Here is a 15,592-nt window from a genome sequence, read left to right on the forward strand (position 1 = left end):
GATGTCGGCGCAGCTTGATCGGCTTAAAAAACGGGCCGATTTCCTGCGTGTCGCCGGCCTCAGGCGCAAATGGGCGGCTCCCGGTCTGATTCTTCAGGCCGCGCCCTGTCCGACCAAGGATCCGCAAGCCGACTCGCTTCGAGTCGGCTTCACCGTTTCCAAGAAGGTGGGAAACTCCGTCTGCCGCAACCGCGCAAGGCGGCGTTTGCGTGCAGCGGTCGCCGAGATATTCCCGTCCCGCGCGACGCCCGGACTGGATTATGTCGTGATCGGACGCCGCGAGACCCTGGACCGGCCATATTCTCTTCTCTTGCAGGATTTGGCCACGGCGCTAAAACGTCTCGGCGCCTTACGTGTCGAGCCCGCTGCGACCGCCCCTGCGGCCCAAGGAGAGAAATGAACCCCGTCGGTCTGGTCCTGCGCGGACTGATCCGCACCTATCAATACCTGATCTCGCCCCTGCTGCCGCCGAGCTGCCGGTTCATCCCGACTTGCTCGGCTTATGCACTGGAAGCGGTGGAAACCCACGGTGCCTTGTCCGGATCGTGGCTGGCCGCCCGGCGAATCTGCCGCTGCCACCCCTGGTCCGAGGGCGGGTTCGACCCCGTGCCCCCGCCGTCCCGTCAGTCGGAAAGGATGTCATGAACGACCAGCGCAATCTTTTCGCCGCCATCGCCGTTTCAGTCCTGATCCTGATCGGCTGGCAATATTTCATGCCGGCCAAGGCTCCGGAGCTGCCTTCGGCGACCCCGCAGGCGTCCTCGCCCGCGATGACCGCCCCGTCGGCGTCGCTGAGCCCGGCGCAGCCCCCGGCCGCGCCGGCCGCGATCGCCCCGGCCAGCATCAACCCGGTCGAGGCCCGCGCCACCGCGCTGACCGCCAGCCGCCGCATCTCGATCCAGACTCCGTCGCTGCATGGCTCGATCGCCCTGCTGGGCGGCCGGATCGACGACCTGACCCTGGCCAAGTACCGCGAAACCCCCGATCCCGCCAGCGCCGAGATTACCCTGTTGTCGCCCGCCGGATCGCCCAACCCCTATTGGGCCGAATTCGGCTGGGTTCCGACCGAGCCCGGCGTCCGGGTTCCCGGTCCCGACACGCTGTGGTCGCCCCAGTCGGGCAGCGCCCTGACCCCGGACCAGCCGGTCGTTCTGAGCTGGGACAATGGCGACGGGCTGCGCTTCATCCGCACCTTCGCCATCGACGAGAATTACATGTTCTCGGTGTCGCAGCGGGTCGAGAATTACGGCACCCGTCCGGTGGCGCTGCACCCGTTCTCGCTGCTGGCGCGGACCGGCACCCCGCATACCGAGGGGATGTACATCCTGCATGAAGGCCCGCTCGGCGTCTTCAACCGCACCTTGAGCGAGACCAAGTACGACGACCTGAAGAAGGATGGCGTGTCCCGGCACGAGTCCGAGGGCGGCTGGGCCGGCATCACCGACAAGTACTGGCTGACCGCGCTGATCCCCCCGGCGAAGGAGCAGACCACCGCCCGCTTCGTCCATCAGCGGATCGACAACACCGACCGCTATCAGGTCGATTACATGGGCGGTGCCCGCACCGTGCAGCCGGGCGACAGCCTGGAAGCCGATTTCCGCCTGTTCGCCGGAGCCAAGCAGGTCAGCCTGCTCGACAGCTATGGCGAAAAGTACGGGATCGACCGCTTCGACCTCGCGATTGATTTCGGCTGGTTCTACTTCCTGACCAAGCCGTTCTTCTACCTGCTCCAGATCCTCCATTCCGCCCTGGGCAACATGGGTCTGGCGATCCTGGCGCTGACCGTGGTCCTGAAGCTGGCGATGTACCCGCTGGCCAACAAGTCCTACGTGTCGATGAGCAAGATGAAGAAGCTCCAGCCCGCCGTGCAGGCCCTTCAGGGTCGGTTCGGCGAGGACAAGATGCGTCTTCAGCAGGAGATGATGATTCTCTACAAGAAGGAGAAGGTCAATCCGCTGTCCGGCTGCCTTCCCGTTCTGGTCCAGATCCCGGTCTTCTTCGCCCTGTATAAGGTCCTGTTCGTCACCATCGAAATGCGCCATGCGCCGTTCTATGGCTGGATTCACGACCTTTCGGCCCAGGACCCGACCAACATCTTCACCCTGTTCGGCCTGATCCCGTGGGCACCGCCCAGCTTCCTCCATCTCGGGCTGTGGCCGTTGATCATGGGCATCACGATGTACTTCCAGCAGAAGCTGAATCCGCAGCCGCCGGACCCGGTCCAGGCCAAGATTCTGTCCTTCCTGCCGATCATGTTCACCTTCTTGCTGGCCAACTTCTCTTCCGGCCTGGTGATCTATTGGGCCTGGAACAACGCCCTCTCGATCGCCCAGCAATGGATGATCATGCGTCGCCTGGGAGTAAAGCCCTGACGTCCGATCCCACCCCCTCGACCGGAGCGGCCGATGCCGACCCGGTCGAGACCGGGCGTCTGCTGTTCGCCCGGGAATGCCGCTTCATGATGGGCGGGGTGTCGCTTGACGCCCTGCCCCCCGCCGATCTGCCCGAACTGGCCTTCGCCGGGCGCTCCAACGTCGGCAAATCCAGCATTCTGAACGCCCTGACCGGGCGCAAGACGCTGGCCCGCACCTCGAACACCCCCGGCCGCACCCAGGAACTGAACTTCTTCGATCTGGGCGGACGGCTGATCCTGGTCGATATGCCGGGCTATGGCTTCGCCAGCGCCCCCAAGGCCCAGGTCGAACGCTGGACCCGGCTGATCGAAGGCTTCCTGCGCGGCCGCACCGTGCTGCGCCGGGTCATCGTGCTGGTCGATTCCCGTCATGGGCTCAAAGACAGCGACCGCACCATGATGAAGATGCTCGATCAGGCGGCGGTGGTCTATCAAGTGGTGCTGACCAAGGCCGACAAGATCAGCGAGTCAGCCCTGGCGGCGGTCACCGAGACGGTGCGGGCGGAAATCGCCAGCCGCGTCGCCGCCCATCCCACTCTGATCGCCACCTCGTCAGAAACCGGACTTGGCATCGCGGAGTTGCGGGCCGAGCTGGCCGCCCTCGCCCGTGGAGAGAAGACCCAACGATGATCAGCGAAGACACCCCCGACATCCTGCACGACCGCAAGGCCTGGCTGGAACGCGCCAAGACCCTGTCCGAGGCGCTGCCGTTCATGCGCCATTTCTCGGACCAGACCCTGGTCATCAAGTTCGGCGGCCACGCGATGGAATCGGACGATCTCGCCCGCCTGTTCGCCCAGGACGTCGTGCTGTTGCGTCAGGTCGGGGTCAATCCGGTCGTCGTCCATGGCGGCGGGCCGCAGATCGACCAGATGCTAAAGCGGCTGAACATCGTCACCCCCCGGATCGACGGTCTGCGCTATACCGACGAGGCCACGATCGAAGTGGTCGAGATGATCCTGGCCGGTAAGATCAACAAGCAGATCGTCTCGGCGATCAACGAAGCGGGCGGCTTCGCCGTCGGCCTGTCGGGCAAGGACGGCCAATTGATCCGCGCCCGGCGGCTGCGCCATATCCGCCACGATCCCGAGACCAACCGCGACGTCCCGGTCGATCTGGGCTTCGTCGGCGAACCGGCCGAGATCACGCCGCACATTCTCGATTTCTTCCGCGAATCCGACATCATCCCGGTGGTCGCGCCGGTGGGCATGGGGCCTGCGGGCGAGACCTACAACATCAACGCCGACACCGCCGCTGGCGCCATTGCCGCCGCCACCGGATCGCGCCGTCTGCTGATGCTGACCGACGTCCCCGGCGTGCTCGACAAGTCAGGCAACCTGATCCCGGAAATGACCGCCGCCCAGGTCAAGGCCTTCATCGCCGACGGCACCATCTCGGGTGGGATGATCCCCAAGGTCGAAACCTGCCTGGATGCGGTGGCCAAGGGCGTCGATGCGGCGGTGATCCTGGATGGGCGGATTCCCCATGCCGTCCTGCTCGAACTGTTCACGCCGCACGGCGTCGGCACCCTGATCAAAGCGGGCTAAATCTGCCTGTTCAACAGGCAGCGCCGTCAGGCCCCTGTCCCGCTTTTCGTCGCGATGTCCATCACCTGGCCGCTTTTCTTGAAGTCGCCGAGGTGATGGACTCACCCGACATTCTTTCGTCATAAAATAATAGTATCTGGCATTGAGGCTGATTCGCCTCTGCCAGAGTAATCACAAAACAGAATATACTTAAAAAAAACTAACCGAACGGTTGTCTTCGGACCCTTCTCCACTTTGAGATAGTGCATGAGGGCCGGTATTTTTAGATTTTCCCTTATTCCTTGCGGCCTTCCCTCTTGCGTTTCGCATACACTGAGGCAAGTATCGGCGCCGAAATTGTGTTGAGGGAAACATGCCAAGAAAAAAGGCAAATCGAGGTCGAACCCCGTCTGGAGCGCCGAACCCGATTGATGTCCATGTCGGTGCACGGATGCGACTGCGGCGGACCTTGCTGGGGCTCAGCCAGGAAAAACTTGGGGAACTGATCGGCCTGACGTTTCAGCAGGTCCAGAAGTATGAGCGCGGGGCCAACCGTGTCAGTTGTTCTCGACTGTTCGACCTGTCGCGTGCTCTGGAAATTCCGATTTCTTATTTCTTCGAGGACATGCCGGAAGAGGTCCAGAACCTCAGCCCGGTGCAAATGGGACGCGAACCGCCCCAGGAAGACCTGCCGACCGCCGAAACCGATCCCCGGCTGCGACGCGAGACTCTGGAACTGGTCCGCAATTACTACAGCATCAGCGACCCCGACGTGCGGCGGCGAATCTACGACCTCGCCAAGGCTCTGAGCGAGCGGGGCGAAGCGTAATTCAAGACTGCCGCCGGGACCGGATGCCCCCCGTTTCGCGTGGGCTTCCCCTCCCGGATCGACCAGGACTGCGTGGCCTTTCCAGGCCCTCCCCCCCGCAGCCCCCGGCGATCCTCCGCCCGGACGTCGCTTTCAGATGCAATAATCATCGGCGGCCGGTGGCCGAGGCAGACGCGGCGCGAATCGTCCGCCCAGCAACGGTGCCAGCCGGCCGAGATCGCCCAGGACATCGAGCACGACCGTCTCGGCCCCACCGCCGAGAACCGCTCCCTGACCGCGCCCACTTGGCCCGTGCCCGTCCCTGACCAGTTCCAACCCCAACCGCCCGATCTGATCAATGGCCGACTGCGCGCCTTGCGCCGGATAGGTGATCATGTAGGGGATCGCCAGCGTCTCCAGCAGGATCGCAGCGTCGATCGCGTAGCCGGGACCACGGGGATCATCGGGCGGCGGATCAATGAAGACGAAATCGGGACGGCGCGGCATCGCCACCCGCGAGCGCAGAAAGCGGAACCAGTCATGGCTCCAGAACCGCACCCAGCCGCCTTCGCGGTTGGCCTGAGCGCGGGCGATCTGCGCGGTATCAATGTCGTTGACGTCGATTTCGACCGCGACCCCGACCTGCCTCAGCACCCGCCCCGCCAGCACCCACGAGCCGGGATGGCCCTCGCATCCGGCGAGCGGAGCCGCGACGGCGTCGTGAAAGGTACGGGCGGCAAAGTCGGCACGGCGATCGACAACGCGCCCCAGCCCGGCAGGAGGAGGGACGCAGCCGCATCCGGCGTGGGTATCGGCAAAGGAAAACGCAACCTCCTCGGCGGCGGGATCCAGGTCGCGCGCGGCAAGGGCGGACCGGGCCAGCGCCGCCGCGAGAATGAACTGGGTCCAGAGAATGCCGTGGTCGCCCGACTCTTCCATCTCATCTCCGTCAGCGCTTGTTGCAGGTGCGAGTAAAGCACGGAACCGGCACGATTCCAGAGAGAATGTGCCGCCTTCAGCCTTTGGCGCGGGGATGGGCGTCGCGATAGACCTGGGTCAGCCGGGCGGAATCGATCGCGGTATAACGCTGGGTGGTCGAGAGCGAACTATGGCCGAGCAGATCCTGGATCGTGCGCAGATCGCCACCGCCCGCCAACAGGTGAGTGGCGAAGCTGTGACGCAGCGCATGGGGCGTGGCGGTGTCGGGCAGCCCCAGCAGCGGCCGCAAGCGGCGCATCTGGCGCTGGACCACGCCGGGATTGAGTCGCTTGCCCCGCGCCCCCAGGAACAGCGGGGAGTCTGGCTCGCCCCGATAGGGCAGCAGGTCGAGATAGGCGGCGATCGCCGACCGCACCACCGGCAGGATCGGCACCATCCGCTGTTTGCGGCCCTTGCCGGTGATGACGATGCTGTCGCCGGTGGGAGCCTCGCGCCGGGTCAGGGCCAGCGCCTCGCCCAGCCGCAGTCCGGCCCCATAGAGCAGGGTGAACAAGGCGACGTCGCGCGCGGCCAGCCACGGCTCGTCCTGCTCCTCGGCGGCGACGGCCAGGGTATCCATCGCCTCATCGACCGCCAGCGGGCGTGGCACCGAGCGCGGAACCCGGGGCGAACGCACCGTCGCCAGCGCCGGATTGTGGACCAGCCCGGCGCGGTCGAGATAACGAAAGGCACCGCGCAACGTCGACATCGCCCGAGCCAGCGACGCGCGTGACAGCCCTTCGCCCCCGCGCCGGGCAAGATAGGCGCGGAAATCGGCGGCGGTAAGGGCGGACAGCGCCGCCAGATCGGGCGGTTCGCCGAGATGGACAGTCAGAAAGGACAGAAAGGCGGCAAGATCGCGGCCATAGGCGTCGATGGTGTGGGCCGACGACCGCTTCTCTTCGGCCAGCCAGCGACCCCACCCCGTCAGGGCGGCGGCAAGGTCGGGGCGAACGGTGAAGTCTATCGGGGCGGCGGACATCAGATTGCGACAGGAGACGGTTGCGGTGTCCGAATAGTATGGCAGCGCCCCCTGGCGGTGACAGCGGAAAGAAAGCCGGGTAATAATCCGCCCCCAAGCCTGTCCGTCCCGCCGTCCGAGGTTAACCGATGAAATCCTTGTGGTCCCCTGCCGAAGCCGAACGTCTGGTCGCCCAATCGACCGCCCAGGGAATCGACGCCGAATTGGCCGGTTCCGTCTATGCCACCCGGCTGTTGGGGGGCGATCCGACGCTGGTGCTGCATGGCGGCGGCAACAGTTCGGTCAAGACCACCCGGCCCGATTTGCTGGGCGAGCCGGTCGCGGTGCTGCATATCAAGGGATCGGGCCGCGACATGGCGGTGATCGACCCCGAGGGACTGCCGCCGGTGCGGCTCGACCCGTTGCGGGCGCTGCGGCGGCTGGAACGGCTGTCCGATCCCGAGATGGTCGATGTGCTGGGGCTGAACCGGCTGAAATCGGACTCGCCCGCTCCGTCGGTCGAGACCCTGATGCACGCCTTCCTGCCGCAGCGGCATGTGCTCCATACCCACGCCACCGCCGTTCTGGCCCTGTCGAACCAGCCGGACGGAGCGGCGATCTGCCGCGAGGTGTTCGGTGCCCGCGTCGGCATCGTCCCCTACATGATGTCGGGCTTCGCCCTGGCCCGCGCCGTCGCCGAGACCTATGAGGCCGATCCGACCGTCGAGGGTCTGGTGCTGCTGAAGCACGGTCTGGTCACCTTTGGCGACGATGCCGCCACCGCCTACCAGCGGATGATCGAGCTGGTCACCCTGGCCGAACAACGCCTGGCCCAGGGCCGCCGCAGCGTCGTTCCCGTCGCCGGTCTGGTCGCCGATTCCGTTCCCGCCGAAGTACTGGCCCCCCGCTTGCGCGGCCTGCTCGCCCGCGACAAGGGCGACGGCGCCTTCGAACGCTGGCTGCTCGACCTGCGCGACGACGAAGCGGCCCGCGCCCTTTCCGCCGATGCCGGACTGATCCTGGCGATCGGACGCGGTGTCGCCACCCCCGACCATGTCATTCGCACCAAATCCTGGCCGCTGGTGCTGCCCCCCGCCCCTGCGAGCGCCGACCTCGATGCCTGGACCGAGGCCGCCCGCGCCGCGATCAAAGAGTTTGAAACGTGCTACCACGATTACTTCGTCGTCAATAACGAGGCCAAGGGCGGCGGACGGATCGAACTCGACCCGGTCGCCCGCGTCGCCATCGTCCCCGGCCTCGGCCTGTTCGGGATCGGAGCGACCGCCGCTGCCGCCGCGATTGCCGCCGACATGGCGCTGGCCACCGCCGCCTGCGCCGCCGCCGCCGAAAGCATCGGCACCTATGCCCCCGCCACCGAGGCCGACCTGTTCGACCTTGAATATTGGTCGCTGGAGCAGGCCAAACTGGGTGGCCGCAAGCACCCGGAACGCCCGCTGGCCCGGCAGGTGATGGTGGTTACCGGCGGCGGCTCGGGGATCGGCGCCGCGACCGCCCGCGCCTTCGCCCGTCAGGGGGCCGAGGTGGCGATCCTCGACCTGTCGGCCGAGGCGGCAGAGGCCGTCGCCGCCTCGATCGGGCCGCGCGCGCTGGGTCTGGGCTGCGATGTCACCAACCCCGACGCCGTCGCCGCTGCTTTCGACGCCGTCGCCCGCCGCTTCGGCGGTGTCGATATCGTCGTCAGCAATGCCGGTGCGGCGTGGCAGGGCACGATCGGCAGCGTCGATGACGCCACCCTGCGCCGCTCGTTCGAACTGAACTTCTTTGCCCATCAGGCCGTCGCCCAGAACGCGGTGCGGCTGTTCAAGGCCCAGGGCACCGGCGGCAGTCTGCTGTTCAACGCCTCGAAGCAATCGGTCAATCCGGGCAAGAATTTCGGCCCCTACGGCCTGCCCAAGGCGGCGACCCTGTTCCTGATGAAGCAATACGCGCTTGATCACGGCCGCGACGGCATCCGCTCGGCGGCGGTCAATGCCGACCGCATCCGCTCGGGCCTGCTGACCGGCGACATGATCGCCAGCCGCTCGGCGGCGCGCGGCCTGTCGGAAAAGGATTACATGGCGGGCAATCTGCTCGGGCGCGAGGTGGGGGCCGAGGACGTCGCCGACGCCTTCGTCTGGCTGGCCCGCTCGAACAAGGTCACCGCCTGCACCATCACCGTCGATGGCGGCAATATCGAGGCCAGCCTGCGCTAACCGCCGGAGAGCCGGGCGGCCCTTGTGGCCGCCCGGCTCTCTCCCTATTCGGTCTCCCGTGAAAAAGTCCCTCGCTGTCGCTCGGTGTACTTTTTCCCGTTGGATAAAAGGCCGAAGGACTTTTTCACGACCGACTATTCGGCGGCGATCACCCGCTCGGGCGGCAGCAGGACACTGACGCAGGTACCCTGGCCGGGGGCACTGTCGAGGCTGACCTGGCCGCCCAGCGCCTCGACGAAGCATTTAACGATTGCCAGCCCCAGCCCGGCTCCGTCATGCGGCCGGGCGTGGAGGGCGTCGGACTGAAAGAACGGCTGCCACACCTTGCCGTGATGTTCGAGCGGAATGCCGATGCCGGTGTCCTCGACATGAAAAGCAACACCATCCGGCCCGGCATTGAACCGAATCGTCACCGTCCCCCCCGCGGGAGTGAACTTGATCGCGTTGGTGACCAGGTTGAGCAGCACCTGGCGCAACCGGCGCGAATCCGCCCGCAGGCGCGGCAGCGAGGACGGCAGATCGATCTTCAGCCGGATCGAGCCGTCGGTCGCGTGGGATTCGAGCAGACGGCGGACCGAGGCGACCATCTCGTCGGGGGCAACGACATCCTCGGCCAGATCGAGATGACCGAGTTCGACCCGCGACACGTCGAGGATATCCTCGATCAGCGCGCCGAGATGCTGGCCCGCGGCATGGATCAGCCGCAAATAGTCGCGGGTGCGCTCGGGCTCAAGCGGGCCGAGGGCATCGGACAGCAACGCCTCGGAAAACCCGATCACCGCGTTCAGCGGCGTCCGCAATTCGTGGCTGACGGTGGCCAGAAAGTTGGATTTGGCCCGGTTGGCGGATTCGGCTTCCAGCTTGGCGGCGAGCAGATCGGACTCGGCCTGCTTGCGCTGGGTGATGTCGCGCCCTTCGGGAACCAGATAGATCACCGCGCCGTCATCGTCGGTGACCGGCTTTAACGAAAAGTCGATATAGGCCAAATGTCCGTCGCCGCCGCGATGGGTCGTCTCGAAGCGGACGAATTCGCCCTGGCGGGCGCGCCGGACCGCATCGACCAGCAACGCGCGCTCTTCGCTCGAATGAGTCCACCACGGCGTATCGGCAAAGAGATGCCCGCGCAGCGAGTCGAAATCGTGGCTTTTGATGAACGACATCGCGGTGCGATTGGCGTCGAGGATATGGCCTTCGGGCGACAGCAGACCGATGAATTCATAGGTGTTTTCGATGATCGCCCGCATCTCGCGGTGAGCCCGTTCGGCAGCGCGCTGACGGGCCTCGGGCCAGGGATCGAGATCAATCAGGATGCCGCCATCGGGCAGCGGCGCCAGGGCCAGCGAAACCTCGACCCGATTGCCATCGGGACCGGAGAGAACCGCCGCCCCATCGCGCCAGGGGGCGATCCAATCGGGAACGGTGCCGACCAGCGCCGCAACATCGCGGCGGGCCAGGGTGCAAAAGGCGGAATTGGCGTCGGAAAACCGGCCGTCCGGCCCCAACAGGGCTAGCGGCCGGCTCGACGCGTGAAACGCGGCGCGGTGGGGATCGGGGGAAGATGGGGCTTGCGCCGCCGTCATGAAGGCGGCCCGACCGGGTGGCCCCACAAATCGTAATCCTCGGCGGCGTCGATCTCGACCGCGACGAGATCGCCGGGGCTAAGCTCGGTCTCGCCGTTGAGGAACACCGCGCCATCGACTTCGGGGCTATCGGCGGCACTGCGGCCGATCGCGCCCTCTTCGTCCACCTCGTCGATGATCGCGACGATCACGCTGCCGACCTTGGCGGCGGCCCGTTCATCGGCGATCCGCCGCGCCGCTTCGGTAAAGCGCTGGTGCCGCTCTTCCTTGACGTCCTCATCGACATGGTCGGGGTGGGCGTTGGCGGCGGCACCCTTGACGTTCTCGTACTTGAAACAGCCGACGCGGTCGAGCTTGGCCTCTTCCATCCAATCGAGCAGGAACTCGAAATCCTCTTCGGTCTCGCCGGGGAAGCCGACGATGAAGGTCGAGCGGATCGCCAGATCGGGACAGTCCCGCCGCCAGCCGGAAATCCGCTCCAACAGCTTTTCATGATCGGCGGGACGGCGCATCGCCCGCAACACCGTGGGGCTGGCGTGCTGAAACGGGATGTCGAGATAGGGCAGGATCGTCCCTTCGGCCATCAACGGGATCAGATCATCGACATGGGGATAGGGGTAGACGTAATGCATACGGATCCAGATCCCCAACTCGCCCAGCCCGCGGGCCAGATCGGTCAGGTGGGTCCGGCGCGACTGCCCGCGCCAATCCTGCGCCTGATGACGCAGATCGACGCCATAGGCCCCGGTATCTTGCGAGATCACCAGCAATTCGCGCACCCCGGATTCGGCCAGCCGCTCGGCCTCGCCCAGCACGTCGGCAATCGGGCGACTGTCCAGCCGTCCACGAATGTCGGGGATGATGCAGAAGGAGCAGGAATTGTTGCAGCCCTCGGAAATCTTCAAATAAGCGTAGTGCGAGGGGGTCAGATGCAGCCCTGCCGCCGGAACCAGCGATTCCCAGGGATCGTGCGGCGGCGGAACCGCGCCATGCACCGCTTCGACCACCGCCTGATATTGATGCGGCCCGCTGATCGCCAGCACCGAAGGATGCGCGGACCGGATCGCCGCCTGATCGCCGCCAAGGCAGCCGGTGACGATCACCCGCCCGTTCTCGGCGATCGCCTCGCCGATCGCTTCCAGCGATTCGGCCCGCGCGCTGTCGAGAAAGCCGCAGGTATTGACGATGACGACGTCGGCTCCGTCATAGGTGGCGGAGATGTCGTACCCCTCGGCCCGCAGGCGGGTCAGGATACGTTCGGAATCGACCAACGCCTTGGCACAGCCGAGGCTAACGATTCCGACCTTGGGATTCGGTCTGTTCATGACGGTTCCGACTGCCGGGGGTGCAAAAGACGTCACTTAACGGATATCGCCCTTCGTTCGCAAGTCTCAAGCAATACCAGACATAAGTCATAACCAAAGGGGATAGAAAAACAGACCGCCGACGTAGCCCCCCTCACACAAACGAACGGTTGATAAATGTCGAGAGGGGACCTCCCCAAACAGAGGCACTGGACAAGAGGATGCCCCACCGTTCGTTTTGCTGTAATCACCCATCACCATCACGCCCACAGGCACACCTCAGTCACATAAAGTACAATAGCCTTATATACGATTAACACCTCAAATCGCAAACTGAACTATGAATACGCTTACTGACGGAATCCGACCTATTAAAGTGAGGTTCCGACAATTTATTATGGTGAGAACCTTGCGATAGCGTTATGAAAGTGAGACAGTAGCTCAATCGAGGCCGCTCTTGTGGCATGGGAGGGGCGCTTATGCCGCAACCCGCCTTTTTCAGAAGAACGTATGACGAGACCCTCACCCTGATGGTCGAGGCGCGCAACTACCTCAACCACACCGAACGGCGCGAACGCGAGCGGGCCGAACCGGTGGTCGGGCTGCGGATGAGTTGCGAAGCGATGCGCGTCACCTCGCGCCTGACCCAGGTGATGGCCTGGCTGATGGTGCAGCGCGCGGTGCAGAGCGGCGAGCTGACTCCAGAACAGGCGCTGATCTCGGAACGCCGCCTGTCGGGTTTCGAGGTCTGCCTCGACGACAGCTTCATCGGCGACGCCTCCCTCCCCAACGGACTCCGCAGCCTGATGGACCGCAGCCACCGGCTGTTCCTTCGCGTCGCCCGGCTAGAAGAAATGCTGGTCGAACGGGTGCTGCACTAGCCTGCTTTAGCGCCAGACCACGTCCCACAGCGGAATCTTGTCGCGGAATCCCTTGAGGGCGAAGCTTCCGGCGCTGTCGAACGCGCCGCCCTTGCCCGAGGCGAGATCCTTGACCACCGTCGTGCACAAGGTGCGGTCGGACTGGGTCGCGGCGCAGACCCGGGCGGCCAGCTGGACTGTCACCCCGAACAGATCGTCCTCTTCCTGAATTGGCTCGCCAGCGTTAAGGCCGATCCGCAGATGCAGCGGCAGATCGGGCCGCCCGGCATTGTGGGCCGCGACCTCGCGGTGAATCTGGATCGAAGCCTCGACCGCGTTGGCGGCCGACGCGAACGACGCCATGATGCCGTCGCCGGTATGCTTGATCTCCTTGCCGGAGAATTGGGCCAGACTGGTGCGGACAATCGCATTGTGGCGGCGGACGATCTCCTGGGCGGCGACATCGCCGCGCGCCTGGGTCATGTCGGTCGATCCGACCATGTCGGTGAACATCACCGTCATGATCGAGGCTTTCTTCTCGGTGGCGGGGCGGTTCCAATCCTTCAGGATCGAGGTCAGCACCGAATGGGCACCGACCCCCGCCCCCAGCCCCAGCATCTCGATCCCGGCCCGCCCGGCCTGGATCAGCCGCATATAGCGCGGTTCCATCATGTATTCGGCCATCCGCGACTCGAAGCGGGCGGCCATGTCGGCGGAGGATTCCAGCCGGTCGAACGCCTGGGCCAGCAGGCGGCGGCGGGTCGCATCATCCAGCCGGTGCAACTCGGCCAAGGCCCCCACCGCTCCAGCCATATAGAGGTTGAGGGCGAAGCGCTGGTACTGGTCGAACGCCATCCCGGTCGCCTTGGCGGCGCGGATCGCCCCTTCGAGGAAGCGCTCGCACAATTCGGTCGCGGCGGCAATTGCGGGCGGCACCGATGGAGCGGCGGGCGGCGGCGGCGGCGGGGGAGCCAGAGCGGCGGGCGGCGGTTCGGGGGGGGCAGACTCGGTCGGCTCGGATGGCTCGGTCGCGGCACCGAACGCGAGGTCGAGCGGCAACGGCGCAACCGCCTTCGGGTCGTCTTCCCAACGGTCGGGGATCGTCGGTTCAGCCCCCCCCTCGGCGGCAACGCGGGCGACCAGCTTGTTCAGCGACTTTTTCAGCTTGGGATCGGTGTAGGGCCCAGGCGCCGACGCCCCCCCCGTTCCCTTGGGCAACAGGGCGTGGGTGGGCAGAAAGCGCAGCCCCAACGGCACCGCGACCAGCGCCACCACCAGCAAAAACAACCCAAGCTGAAGATGGTTGTAATCGTCCGGCGTGATGCGAAAGCCGTAATCGTAGAGCGCCAGAACCGTTGATTGCATCAGCCGGAGCGACATCAGACCGAGCCCGACCGCCGCAAGCAGGATCAGGGTCAGGCGGGACACCACCGCGAAGGCGCTGGCGAACGAATCGTCCTTCGGCTTGGCGCGGAGGGGAGGCGCGGCGCGAATCCGCGCCTTGGGCGGCGGCGTGCGGCGGGAGGGTTGCGCCTTCTTGGCCGCAGGGGCCGAGGATTTGGGCGGCGGCGGGGCGTTGCCGCTGACATAGACCTCGACTTCGTCGAAATTGTTGGTGTCGGTATTGTAGGTTTCGCGCAGAACCTTGACGCGCAGGCCCATGCTGGCTTCCAGCTCGCGAGCCTCGTGCATGGCCTCGTCCCGGTCGAGCCGGGGGAAGCGGGCATGAAGCATCCACCCCCTGCTTTCGAGGACGTAGACCTCAAAGTGGACGATGATCATGTTGCCCCAGACATCGTCAGGCTCTAGGGCCGCAAGCCGGCCGCTTTCGGACCTGCTCTACCCTCATCGGCAGGTGAAGTCCATAGCAAACGAGTCCGGCCGGCACAAGGCCGGCCGGATATCCGGTCACAGATGCAACCAGAGCTTACGAGCTCGACTTAATGCCGAAACCCTCGAACCGCTTCTTGAACTTGGCGAGCTGCCCGCCGGTGTCCATCAGGCGGTGAACGCCCGTCCAAGCCGGATGAGACTTGGGGTCGATGTCAAGCCGGAGGATGTCGCCGGCCTTGCCCATCGTCGAGCGGGTCTTGAATTCAGTGCCGTCCGTCATGACCACGTTGATCTCGTGGTAATCGGGATGAATATTGTCCTTCATGGCCAGGTGCTCCGCAAATCGAAGGCGCCTCTATAACCAAAATGACGGTGCGGTGCAAGCCATCCTTGACCCATGGGGGCAGATGCGGAGTAGCATTAATGCCCCCCACGATGCCTGGAGAGCCCGGATGAGCCTGGAAGAAAGCCACTTTATCGCCCTGGCCGACCCGTTACTCGAACGCCTTGCCGAGGCGATCGAGGATGGCCGCGACGATGCCGACGCCGAGCTTGAGGGCGGTGTGCTGACCGTCACCCTCGATCACGGCGGCACCTATGTCATCAACAAGCAGACCCCGAACCGCGAAATCTGGCTGGCCTCGCCCAAAAGCGGGGCGCACCATTTCGTCTGGCGCGACGAGCGCTGGGTCTCGACCCGAGACCCGGCGCTCGCGCTTTTGCCGTTGTTGTCGGCCGAACTGGGCGTGCCCCTGACCTAGTCTCCCGTGAAAAAGTCCCTCGCTGTCGCTCGGTGTACTTTTTCCCGTTGGATTAAAAGGGGAAAAATGGGCTAGAGCGCATTTCACTCAAACGAAGTCAGAGTGAAATGCGCAACAAGCCCGAGCGGCGCTTGAGCTCCGCTAGCCCCGGAGGGGCTGCGGCCTTAGGCAAAACCCCAGCGCCCATTTTTCGTGTTGTCTGTTTCACCAGCCTCCGAAGCCGTGGGCGTCGCCCATCGGCCTCGGAGGGAACCAAATCCATCCCCGCGCGGAAAGCTTGATTGAGCACGGGGATTCTTTTTGAACCGGGGAAAAGTACACTGAGGCCAAAGGCCGAAGGACTTTTTCACGACCG

15 protein-coding genes are annotated in these 15,592 nt (G+C 65.1%); 9 read left to right on the forward strand and 6 right to left on the reverse strand.

Going from position 1 to position 15,592, the window contains the following annotated elements:
• The first annotated feature begins 1 nt into the window (after position 1).
• From rnpA to BLW40_RS12770, 6 genes are all read left to right on the forward strand, one after another.
• On the forward strand, positions 2 to 400 hold the full coding sequence (gene rnpA / locus BLW40_RS12745) for a ribonuclease P protein component (RefSeq protein WP_074769164.1): 399 nt from the start codon (positions 2 to 4) through the stop codon (positions 398 to 400).
• Positions 397 to 645 carry a membrane protein insertion efficiency factor YidD gene (gene yidD / locus BLW40_RS12750; protein ID WP_074769166.1) on the forward strand — a complete coding sequence of 83 codons (249 nt, stop codon included), beginning with the start codon at positions 397 to 399 and terminating at the stop codon, positions 643 to 645. The genes rnpA and yidD overlap by 4 nt, the downstream gene beginning before the upstream one ends.
• On the forward strand, positions 642 to 2,372 hold the full coding sequence (gene yidC, locus BLW40_RS12755) for a membrane protein insertase YidC (protein ID WP_074769168.1): 1,731 nt from the start codon (positions 642 to 644) through the stop codon (positions 2,370 to 2,372). The genes yidD and yidC overlap by 4 nt, the downstream gene beginning before the upstream one ends.
• Positions 2,336 to 3,043 carry a ribosome biogenesis GTP-binding protein YihA/YsxC gene (yihA, locus tag BLW40_RS12760; protein ID WP_074769170.1) on the forward strand — a complete coding sequence of 236 codons (708 nt, stop codon included), beginning with the start codon at positions 2,336 to 2,338 and terminating at the stop codon, positions 3,041 to 3,043. The genes yidC and yihA overlap by 37 nt, the downstream gene beginning before the upstream one ends.
• Positions 3,040 to 3,960, forward strand: a complete 921-nt coding sequence (gene argB, locus BLW40_RS12765) for an acetylglutamate kinase (protein WP_074769172.1) — start codon at positions 3,040 to 3,042, stop codon at positions 3,958 to 3,960. Before yihA ends, argB begins: the two co-directional genes overlap by 4 nt.
• 430 nt (positions 3,961 to 4,390) lie before the next feature.
• Positions 4,391 to 4,768, forward strand: a complete 378-nt coding sequence (locus BLW40_RS12770) for a helix-turn-helix domain-containing protein (protein WP_342027669.1) — start codon at positions 4,391 to 4,393, stop codon at positions 4,766 to 4,768.
• Positions 4,769 to 4,900: 132 nt separating this feature from the next.
• Here the strand turns inward: BLW40_RS12770 and BLW40_RS12775 are convergent, their stop codons facing one another.
• Positions 4,901 to 5,686: a hypothetical protein gene (locus tag BLW40_RS12775; protein ID WP_074769176.1), complete on the reverse strand. Its 786-nt coding sequence runs from the start codon at positions 5,684 to 5,686 to the stop codon at positions 4,901 to 4,903.
• Between the two features lie 76 nt (positions 5,687 to 5,762).
• A complete protein-coding gene (locus tag BLW40_RS12780; RefSeq protein ID WP_074769178.1) occupies positions 5,763 to 6,707 on the reverse strand; it encodes a tyrosine recombinase XerC in 945 nt (314 codons plus the stop codon).
• Positions 6,708 to 6,835: 128 nt separating this feature from the next.
• Between BLW40_RS12780 and BLW40_RS12785 the strand changes: the two genes are divergently transcribed.
• Entirely contained in the window at positions 6,836 to 8,899 is a 2,064-nt protein-coding gene (locus BLW40_RS12785; protein WP_074769180.1) for a bifunctional aldolase/short-chain dehydrogenase, read from the forward strand.
• Between the two features lie 134 nt (positions 8,900 to 9,033).
• Here the strand turns inward: BLW40_RS12785 and BLW40_RS12790 are convergent, their stop codons facing one another.
• Both BLW40_RS12790 and rimO read right to left on the reverse strand, forming a co-directional pair.
• Positions 9,034 to 10,506, reverse strand: a complete 1,473-nt coding sequence (locus tag BLW40_RS12790) for a PAS domain-containing sensor histidine kinase (RefSeq protein WP_244511183.1) — start codon at positions 10,504 to 10,506, stop codon at positions 9,034 to 9,036.
• Complete coding sequence (gene rimO, locus BLW40_RS12795; RefSeq protein ID WP_074769184.1) at positions 10,476 to 11,804, reverse strand: 30S ribosomal protein S12 methylthiotransferase RimO; 1,329 nt, start codon at positions 11,802 to 11,804, stop codon at positions 10,476 to 10,478. Before rimO ends, BLW40_RS12790 begins: the two co-directional genes overlap by 31 nt.
• Positions 11,805 to 12,262: 458 nt before the next feature.
• Between rimO and BLW40_RS12800 the strand changes: the two genes are divergently transcribed.
• On the forward strand, positions 12,263 to 12,664 hold the full coding sequence (locus BLW40_RS12800) for a DUF1465 family protein (protein WP_074769186.1): 402 nt from the start codon (positions 12,263 to 12,265) through the stop codon (positions 12,662 to 12,664).
• Positions 12,665 to 12,670: 6 nt separating this feature from the next.
• Here BLW40_RS12800 and BLW40_RS12805 read toward each other — a convergent pair whose 3' ends face one another.
• Both BLW40_RS12805 and rpmE read right to left on the reverse strand, forming a co-directional pair.
• Complete coding sequence (locus BLW40_RS12805; protein WP_244511184.1) at positions 12,671 to 14,377, reverse strand: adenylate/guanylate cyclase domain-containing protein; 1,707 nt, start codon at positions 14,375 to 14,377, stop codon at positions 12,671 to 12,673.
• 193 nt (positions 14,378 to 14,570) lie between these two features.
• Positions 14,571 to 14,801, reverse strand: coding sequence for a 50S ribosomal protein L31 (gene rpmE / locus BLW40_RS12810; protein WP_002727010.1), 231 nt, complete (start codon positions 14,799 to 14,801; stop codon positions 14,571 to 14,573).
• 127 nt (positions 14,802 to 14,928) lie between these two features.
• Here rpmE and cyaY point away from each other — a divergent pair, with 127 nt between their 5' ends.
• Positions 14,929 to 15,237: an iron donor protein CyaY gene (gene cyaY / locus BLW40_RS12815; RefSeq protein ID WP_083386770.1), complete on the forward strand. Its 309-nt coding sequence runs from the start codon at positions 14,929 to 14,931 to the stop codon at positions 15,235 to 15,237.
• Positions 15,238 to 15,592 lie beyond the last annotated feature (355 nt).

The organism is Magnetospirillum fulvum (assembly GCF_900108475.1).
Lineage (GTDB): Bacteria > Pseudomonadota > Alphaproteobacteria > Rhodospirillales > Magnetospirillaceae > Phaeospirillum > Phaeospirillum fulvum_A.

Excerpts from the sequence above, each read along its gene's own strand:
- BLW40_RS12800 (WP_074769186.1), top strand. The coding sequence starts at position 12,263 with ATGCCGCAACCCGCCTTTTTCAGAAGAACGTATGACGAGACCCTCACC.
- yidC (WP_074769168.1), top strand. The coding sequence starts at position 642 with ATGAACGACCAGCGCAATCTTTTCGCCGCCATCGCCGTTTCAGTCCTG.
- BLW40_RS12775 (WP_074769176.1), bottom strand. The coding sequence starts at position 5,686 with ATGGAAGAGTCGGGCGACCACGGCATTCTCTGGACCCAGTTCATTCTC.
- BLW40_RS12780 (WP_074769178.1), bottom strand. The coding sequence starts at position 6,707 with ATGTCCGCCGCCCCGATAGACTTCACCGTTCGCCCCGACCTTGCCGCC.
- rimO (WP_074769184.1), bottom strand. The coding sequence starts at position 11,804 with ATGAACAGACCGAATCCCAAGGTCGGAATCGTTAGCCTCGGCTGTGCC.
- yihA (WP_074769170.1), top strand. The coding sequence starts at position 2,336 with ATGGATGATCATGCGTCGCCTGGGAGTAAAGCCCTGACGTCCGATCCC.
- BLW40_RS12785 (WP_074769180.1), top strand. The coding sequence starts at position 6,836 with ATGAAATCCTTGTGGTCCCCTGCCGAAGCCGAACGTCTGGTCGCCCAA.
- argB (WP_074769172.1), top strand. The coding sequence starts at position 3,040 with ATGATCAGCGAAGACACCCCCGACATCCTGCACGACCGCAAGGCCTGG.
- cyaY (WP_083386770.1), top strand. The coding sequence starts at position 14,929 with ATGAGCCTGGAAGAAAGCCACTTTATCGCCCTGGCCGACCCGTTACTC.
- rpmE (WP_002727010.1), bottom strand. The coding sequence starts at position 14,801 with ATGAAGGACAATATTCATCCCGATTACCACGAGATCAACGTGGTCATG.
- BLW40_RS12805 (WP_244511184.1), bottom strand. The coding sequence starts at position 14,377 with ATGCTTCATGCCCGCTTCCCCCGGCTCGACCGGGACGAGGCCATGCAC.
- BLW40_RS12770 (WP_342027669.1), top strand. The coding sequence starts at position 4,391 with ATGCGACTGCGGCGGACCTTGCTGGGGCTCAGCCAGGAAAAACTTGGG.
- yidD (WP_074769166.1), top strand. The coding sequence starts at position 397 with ATGAACCCCGTCGGTCTGGTCCTGCGCGGACTGATCCGCACCTATCAA.
- rnpA (WP_074769164.1), top strand. The coding sequence starts at position 2 with ATGTCGGCGCAGCTTGATCGGCTTAAAAAACGGGCCGATTTCCTGCGT.